General features: G+C 65.8%; 8 protein-coding genes. 3 read left to right on the forward strand and 5 right to left on the reverse strand.

What is annotated here, in order from left to right:
• Positions 1-19: 19 nt before the first annotated feature.
• The 5 genes from AACH06_RS29115 to lptF are packed head-to-tail and all read right to left on the reverse strand — an operon-like array spanning position 20 to position 4,759.
• Entirely contained in the window at positions 20-1,207 is a 1,188-nt protein-coding gene (locus AACH06_RS29115; RefSeq protein ID WP_341429329.1) for a pyridoxal phosphate-dependent aminotransferase, read from the reverse strand.
• Complete coding sequence (locus AACH06_RS29120) at positions 1,197-2,138, reverse strand: CysB family HTH-type transcriptional regulator (protein ID WP_341429330.1); 942 nt, start codon at positions 2,136-2,138, stop codon at positions 1,197-1,199. Before AACH06_RS29120 ends, AACH06_RS29115 begins: the two co-directional genes overlap by 11 nt.
• Entirely contained in the window at positions 2,135-2,536 is a 402-nt protein-coding gene (locus AACH06_RS29125; protein ID WP_341429331.1) for a sirohydrochlorin chelatase, read from the reverse strand. The genes AACH06_RS29120 and AACH06_RS29125 overlap by 4 nt, the downstream gene beginning before the upstream one ends.
• A 4-nt stretch (positions 2,537-2,540) precedes the next feature.
• Positions 2,541-3,653: an LPS export ABC transporter permease LptG gene (gene lptG, locus AACH06_RS29130; protein ID WP_341429332.1), complete on the reverse strand. Its 1,113-nt coding sequence runs from the start codon at positions 3,651-3,653 to the stop codon at positions 2,541-2,543.
• Complete coding sequence (gene lptF / locus AACH06_RS29135) at positions 3,650-4,759, reverse strand: LPS export ABC transporter permease LptF (protein ID WP_341429333.1); 1,110 nt, start codon at positions 4,757-4,759, stop codon at positions 3,650-3,652. The genes lptG and lptF overlap by 4 nt, the downstream gene beginning before the upstream one ends.
• 108 nt (positions 4,760-4,867) lie before the next feature.
• Here lptF and AACH06_RS29140 point away from each other — a divergent pair, with 108 nt between their 5' ends.
• The 3 genes from AACH06_RS29140 to AACH06_RS29150 form a co-directional block, all read left to right on the forward strand.
• A complete protein-coding gene (locus AACH06_RS29140) occupies positions 4,868-6,331 on the forward strand; it encodes a leucyl aminopeptidase (protein ID WP_341429334.1) in 1,464 nt (487 codons plus the stop codon).
• Positions 6,332-6,357: 26 nt separating this feature from the next.
• A complete protein-coding gene (locus AACH06_RS29145) occupies positions 6,358-6,792 on the forward strand; it encodes a DNA polymerase III subunit chi (protein ID WP_341429335.1) in 435 nt (144 codons plus the stop codon).
• Positions 6,793-7,252: 460 nt separating this feature from the next.
• Positions 7,253-7,782, forward strand: a 530-nt coding sequence (locus AACH06_RS29150) for a branched-chain amino acid ABC transporter substrate-binding protein (RefSeq protein ID WP_341429336.1), incomplete at its 3' end; no start/stop codon positions are given.

The raw sequence follows: 7,782 nt of genomic DNA on the forward strand, positions 1-7,782 counted from the left end.
GCACCGGCTCAGGAAACCGTCACAGCCTGGACAAACGCTTCAGCGCCTCATCCAGCGTGGTTTCTGTCTTGGCGAAGCAAAAGCGAACGATGGGACGCTGCGGCGGCGTGGCGTAGAACGCCGACAGGGGAATCGCCGCCACGCCCACTTCGGCCGTCAGCCATTCACAAAACGCCTGGTCGGGCAGCGTGCTGATGCGGCTGTAGTCAACGCACTGGAAGTAGCTGCCCGGGCAGGGCAGCAGTTCGAATCGCGTGCCTGACAGACCTGCGCGGAAGCGATCACGTTTGCGTTGGTAGAAGGCCGGCAGCTCCTCGTAGCGCGAGGGGTCGGCCAGCCAGGCCGCCAGCCCGTGCTGCATCGGGGTGTTCACCGTGAACACGTTGAACTGGTGCACCTTGCGGAATTCGGCCATCAGCGGTGCGGGTGCGGCGACATGCCCCACCTTCCAGCCGGTGACATGGAACGTCTTGCCAAAGCTCGAAATCACCACGCTTCGAGCCGCCAACTCGGGGTGTGCGCTGACGCTGGCATGGGGCTGGCCATCGAACACCATGTGCTCGTACACCTCGTCGGAAATCACCAGCACGTCGGTCGGGCGCAGCAGCTCCGCCAGAGCCTGCATGTCGGCAGCCGACCACACGCTGCCCGTGGGGTTGTGCGGCGTGTTGATCAGGATGGCGCGGGTGCGCGGCGAGAGCGCATCGCGCAGTCCATCGATGTCAAGATGGAAGCCCTCCGGGCTCAGCGGCACGCGCACCACGGTGCCACCGGCCAGCGTGATCGATGGGCCGTAGCTGTCGTAGCAGGGCTCCAGCACGATCACCTCGTCGCCGGGGTGCACCAGCGCAAGGATCGAGGTGAGGATGGCCTGCGTGGCGCCCGCGGTCACGGTGATCTCGGTGTCTGGGTCGTAGCGTCGGCCGTACAGGCGCTCTGTCTTGGCCGACAGGGCTTGCCTCAGCGCCGGAATGCCCGGCATCGGCGGGTACTGGTTGTGGCCTGACTGCATGGCCGCGTGAACGGCCTCGACCAGGCCCGGCGCGCTGTCGAAATCAGGGAAGCCTTGGCCCAGGTTGACGGCACCGTGCTTGGCGGCCAATGCCGACATGACACTGAAGATCGTGGTGCCCACATCCGGCAGCCGGCTTTGGAGCGCGGGTGTGCGTGGCGCGGCCACCGCCGCCGCGCGGGTTTCAAAGCTCATAGTGATCACCCTGGCTGCCCATCGCGCGCTCGATCAGCGTACGGCTGAGGCGGTCGGAGAGCAGCTCGGCAAAGGTCAAGACGAAACTGCGCAGGTAGGCGCCGCGACGGAAGGCCACCCGGGCGGTGTTGCTGCCGAACAAGTGGCCGGCAGGCTTCCAGACCAGGTCGCTGTTGTTGTCCGTCTTCATGGCCATCTCGGCAATGATGCCGATGCCCAAGCCGCTGCGCACATAGGTCTTGATGACGTCCGAGTCGATCGCCTCCAGCGCGATGTTTGGCTTCAGGCGCCGGTTGGCGAAGGCCTGGTCGACCCGTTTGCGGCCCGCGAACGCGGGGTGGTATGAAATCAGCGGCTCTTCGGCCAACTGTTCGAGCGTGGGCCTGTCGACGCGTGCCAGCGGATGATCGGCCGCCATCACGATCACGTGCTGCCATTCATAGCAGGGCAGAGTGACGAGCTCTTCGTAGTCGGCCAGCGATTCGGTGGCCAGGCCGATGTCTGCCTGGTCGGACATGAGCATCTGTGCCACCTGCTCGGGCGTGCCCTGGTGCAGGCTCACCTGTACCTTGGGGAAGCGCTTGCGCAATTGGGCGACCGGCTCGGGCAGCACATAGCGAGCCTGGGTGTGGGTGGCGGCGATCGACAGGCGGCCGCTGTCCTGCTTTGAGTACTCTTCGCCGATGCGCTTGAGGTTGGCCACCTCGCGCAGGATGAGATCGACCGATTTCAGCACCTGAAGGCCAGGCTCGGTGACACGCTTCAGGCGCTTGCCATGGCGCACGAAGATGTCCACCCCCAGCTCTTCTTCGAGCTCGAGGATGGCCTTGGAGATGCCGGGTTGCGAGGTGTAGAGCGCCTTCGCGGTTTCCGTGAGGTTGAGGTTGCGGCGCACCGCCTCCTGCACAAAGCGGAACTGATGCAGGTTCACGCGTGCTCCTGGTCGTCTTGTTCGTCGGTGGGCGCCATGGTCGCCACGGCAATCTGGGCCAGCGCTTCAACGAGCTGGGGCGATTCGCCGGCCGCCGGCCGCAGCACCCAGCGCACGTCGGGGTGGGCCTGCTGCAGCGCCTCGACCTTGGCGGGCAGGTCTTTGCGCACGTGGCCGCCCGCACCGAGGAACAGCGGTAGCACGGCCACCTCGCGGCAACCGGCTTGCGCGAGCGCTTGCCCAGCAGCCACGAGATCGGGCGCGAGGAACTCCAGGTACGCCAGAGACACCGTCAGATCCGGTTGCAGATCCTGCACCCGCGCCGCGACGCGCTCGAACGGCTGGGCCCAGCGCGGGTCGCGTGCCCCGTGGGCAAAAAGAATGAGACCTTGTTTCACGGGCTCAACGGTACCTGACGAGCCAGGTGAAAGCGGCCAATGACATCAAAAGGTACAACAAGCTGGGCAGCGCCGAGGCGATCCACGGCGTCCAGTCGCGCAGCAAGCCGAGGTGGCCCACCACGTTGTTCAGCAGCACGAAGCTGATACCCAGCATGATCCCGCCGAAGACCTTGAGGCTGATGCCCCCCGCGCGTGCATGCAGATAGGCGAAGGGCAGCGCCAGCGCCACCATCACGATGCAGGCCAGGGGGTAAAAGGCGCGGCGCCAGAACTGCAACTCGTAGCGCTGAGCGGTCTGCTCCTGCAGGTGAAGGTGGCGGCTGTAGCGCCACAAATCGATCGTCGACATGCTGCGTATGGGCGAAATGGCCGCAGCGACGACGTTGGCCTCCAGCGTGGTGGGCCAATCGAATGAGGGGTAGCGGCGTGTCACCACCTGGGTCTGGTCGCCCGTCGGCCACTCGGTCACCTCCACGTCTTTCAAGCGCCAGATGTCGCGGCCATCGATCTGGTCGGACACGGCTTGCGCGGCCTGCACGCGGCGCAGCAGCACACCGTTGAGGTCGTGCTCGAAGATGCGGATGTCACGCATCTGGCCGTCGGCGGTGGTGCCTTGCACGTTGATCGACAGGCTGCGTTCATCGTCGCCTTGGCCTTGCCGCTCTTTCAGCCAAGCGCCCGCACGGCCCAACGCCTGGCCGCCTCGAAAACGCGCCTTCAGCGCTGCGGCTTGCTGCTCGCCCATGGGTGCGATGTACTCGCCGGAGACGAAGGTGAGGGCGGCCATCACCACACCGAGCGACAGCAGGAGCTGCAGCGCTCGGCCGGGGCCCAGGCCGCCGGTGCGCAAGATGGTGAACTCGGACGACTGCGCCAGGCGAGCCATGGCATAGATCGTGCCGATCAGCACGGCGATCGGGAACAGCTCGTAGAAGCGCCCGGGCAGTTCGAAGAGCGCGGCCAGGGTGGCATGCCAGACGGTGTAGCCTCGCTTGCCCACCCCCTCCAGCTCTTCGAGAAAGTCGATGAAGAAGAACAGCGACAGGAAGGCGACGGCCACGAAGACGACCGACCAGACCACGTCACGGTAGAGCAGGCGACGGACGGTCTTCATGCGCTGGCCCCCGCGGTGGCGGTGGCCGGCGCGCGGCGCCAATGCAGCACGGTGGAGTGATCGCGCCACCAGACGAGTGCAAGTGCGACCAGCATGGCGGTGCCGTGCAGGCCGACCAGCGCAGCGCCCATTCCCAGGCGACCTGCCGCCACCCAAGCCTGGCTGAGGTTGATGAGGTTGTAGTACACGACGAAGGCCAGTAGCGCGAACAACAGGTTCCAGTTGCTCGCCCGACGCGGGTTGGTGGCCGACAGGCCAATGCCCAGCAGCAGCAGGTTGGTGGCGCCGAACAGCAGGCCCAGGCGCCAGGTGAGCTCGGCGTGGTTGCGGGTCGTGGGCTCGCGCAGCAGGGCCAAGGTGCTCTGGGCCTTGGGCGGCACCGATTCAGCCGCCTTGGCCTTGCCCGGGTCGACCACCATGCGCAGGTGCTCGAAGTTCAGGCGGGCGTGCTCACCCGTCTCGCCGTTTTGTTCGCTACGGTGGCCCGAGTCGAGCACCAGCACGCGGTCGTCGTCCACCGTCTCCACCCGGCCGGCGCGGGCGGTGGTGACGCTTTCTCGCTTGCCGGTGCGACCCAGCAGGAAGACGTTGCGGCCCACGCCGGCCGATTCACCCTCGCGCTCAATGAAAAACACGCGGCTGCCGTCGGCTGACGACTGGAAACTGCCCGGCGCGACGCGGGCCAGGTCAGAGCGCTGCTCGTAGCGTTGACGCAGTTCGGTGGTCTTTTCATTGCCCCAGGGCCAGACCAGCAACGCCAGCAGCCCCACGACCAGCAACACCGGCGTGCCCGTTCGCAGCACGGGCCGCACGAAGCGCGACAGGCCCACACCACTGCTGAACCAGATGGCCATCTCGCTGTCGCGGTACATGCGGCCGAGCGTGACCACCGTGGCCACGAACAACGACAGCGCCATCATCATGGGCAGTTGCCCCAAGGCGGTGTAGCCGAGCAGCAGCACCACGTCCTGCGGCGCCACGGCCCCATTGGCCGCCAGACCCAGCGTGCGGATCAGCATCATCGTCAACACGATGGTCAGGATGACCACCAGCGTTGCACCGAAACTGCGCGCCAGCTCTTTGCGGACAGTCGAATCGAATAACATCAAAGATCACTTTCAACAAGTGCCCCCCAACCTGCCGCCTTGCGCCAGGCCCCCAAAAGGGGCCGAGAGGGCTCCGGTGCGGCCCATCACCATCTCGAGAGACAAATTATGAACTTCCAAGCTCTTGCGACCCCCGCTGGCGGCGCCTCTGCAGTCGTGGCCGACGCGCTGATCGTCGTCCTGCCGGCTGACGGCAAGGCGGGCACGGGCGACAAGGCGCTGGATGGCGCCATCGCTGCGGCCACCAAGGCAGGAGACTTCGAGCGCAAGGCGGGCCGTACGCTCTACCTGCACAGTGTCGACGCAGTGAAGACCCCGCGCGTGGTGCTGTCGGGCGCACGCGACGCTTCCGCCAAGGCTTTTCGCGCGGCGGTGGCCCAAGGCCTGGCGGCGCTGAAGAACCGTTCGGTGAAGCACCTGGCCGTGCTGGCCGTTGAAGGTGCCACCGCGGCCCACGCCGAAGCCCTGCCGTTGGCCGTGGAGCAAGCCGGCTACGTCTACCAGCACACCAAGCCCAGCGCCGAAGCCCTGCCGATGCCTGGCAAGGTCTCTCTCGTGGCGGATAAGTCGCTGGTGGCGGAGCTGAAGCAGGGCCTGGCCCAAGGCGAAGCCATTGCCGCTGGAGTGAACGTGGCGCGTGAGTGCGCGAACCGCCCGGCCAACTTCTGCACCCCCACCTGGCTCGGCGAAGAGGCCAAGCGCCTGGGCAAAGCCCACGGATTCGACGTGCAGGTGCTCGATCGCAAGGCCGTCGAAAAGCTGGGCATGGGCTCGTTCTTGTCGGTGGCTCGGGGTTCGGAAGAGCCGTTGCGCTTCATCATCATGCAGTACCACGGTGGCGCCAAGAAAGATGCCCCGATCGTTCTGGTGGGCAAGGGCATCACTTTCGACACCGGCGGCATTTCGCTGAAGCCGGCCGCCGAAATGGACGAGATGAAGTTCGACATGGGCGGCGCCGCCAGCGTGCTGGGCACGATGCGCGCCGTGGCTGAGCTGAAGCCCAAGGTCAACGTGGTGGGCCTGATCCCCGCCTGCGAGAACATGCCCAGCGGCATCGCCACCAAGCCGGGCGACGTCGTCACCAGCATGTCCGGCCAGACGATCGAGATCCTCAACACCGACGCAGAAGGCCGCCTGATCCTGTGCGATGCGCTCACCTACGCCGAGCGTTTCAAGCCGGCAGCCGTGGTCGACATCGCGACGCTGACCGGCGCTTGCGTCATTGCCCTGGGCAACCACCATTCCGGCCTGTTCTCGCCCGACGACAAGCTGGCCGACGAGCTGAGCGCCGCATCGCGCCGCGCAGACGACCCCTGCTGGCGCATGCCGCTCGACGAGGAATACGACGACGCCCTGAAGAGCAACTTCGCCGACATGGCGAACGTGGGTTCTCGCGCCGGCGGCGCCATCACCGCGGCGAAGTTCCTGCAGCGCTACACCAAGGCCTATCCCTGGGCCCACCTGGATGTGGCCGGCGTGGCCTACAAGGGTGGTGCGGCCAAGGGCGCCACGGGTCGGCCGGTGGGCCTGTTGACCCACTTCGTGCTCGGCCGCGCCGGGCGCAAGGCCTGATTGGCGCACCGTTGCGAGAGCAGGGCGTGGCCGAGGTCGTCTTCCTCACCGGCGTGAGCGATGTGCTCGATTTCGCCGGCCGCCTGCTTCGCAAGAAGTACCGTGAAGGTGCACGGGTGGCGGTCTACGGACCGCCACCGTTGCTGCAGCGCCTGGACCAGGCGCTGTGGGTGGCCGACCAACTCGACTTCACGCCCCATGTGATGTTGCGCGCGGGGGCGGCGCTGCCTTCGGCCTCAATGGTCGAGCGCACGCCGCTGTGGTTGCTGGCACGGCCTGAGCCGGTGCTGCGGTGCGACAGTGGCATCAATCTCGGCCTGGATGCACTCGATCTGGGCAGCGCGCACGAACGTGTGGCGGAGGTCGTGTCGCCGGATCCCGAAGCCGTGGCTGCAGGCCGCGCGCGCTGGAAGCACTACGAATCCCAAGGTCACCAGCTTCTGCATCGTCCACAGCGATAGTGCAGTGTTCGACGCCATTCGGAACGTGAAGCTGCGCCTTTGGTGCGCATGGCGTCGTCGCGAATCATCGCGATGCCGCCGGGCATCGCTGTGGTTGGCGCCTACCCGAACGCCCAAATCCATGGGTCTTCTTCAAGTCCGCCTGGCCTCGATCGGGGCACTCGACTTTTGTCGCGGCCTATGAGGCGGCGTGTGATTCGACGTCATCCGAATCACTCTTCTTCACGTTCTAAGGCATGCGAGTTGCAGTGTCGAGCCAGTGCTTCGATGCTGCTTCTGCGGGGCCGCCCGCGGCTTGGTGATGCCACTTGCATAACCAGGCTCTGATAGGGCGCAAGCCCGGGTTGTCCCGGACCTGTTGCCGATTGGGAGGCGGTTTTTTTTGGAGTATCGTGTCTCGCCCGTTGAGAGCAACTCATCTCAAGCTATCTCAACTTACCCCTACCGGAGGTTCGTTCCTATGCAAGTCAAATTGAATGTGGTCGTCGCTGCTGCCGCTGTGCTGTTCGCCGGCACGTCGATGGCCCAGGACATGGTCGTCAAGATCGGTCACGTGGGTCCGACCAGCGGTGCGATTGCCCACCTGGGCAAGGACAACGAAAACGGCGCTCGCATGGCCATCGATGAGCTGAACGCCAAGGGCGTGACCATCGGCGGCAAGAAGGTCAAGTTCGAACTGCTGGCGGAAGACGACGCCGGTGATCCGAAGCAAGGCACCGCCGCCGCTCAGAAGCTGGTCGACTCCAAGGTCAATGGCGTGGTCGGCCACCTGAACTCGGGCACCTCCATCCCGGCTTCGAAGGTCTACTCTGACGCTGGCATTCCCCAGATCAGCCCCTCGGCCACGAACCCCAAGTTCACCCGCCAGGGCTTCAAGACCACCTTCCGCGTCGTGGCTGACGACGTGCACCTGGGTGGCACGCTGGGCAAGTACGCCGTGACCGAACTCAAGGGCAAGACGATCGCGGTGATCGACGACCGCACCGCCTA

It is taken from the genome of Ideonella lacteola, assembly GCF_038066555.1.
Classification (GTDB): domain Bacteria; phylum Pseudomonadota; class Gammaproteobacteria; order Burkholderiales; family Burkholderiaceae_C; genus Ideonella; species Ideonella lacteola.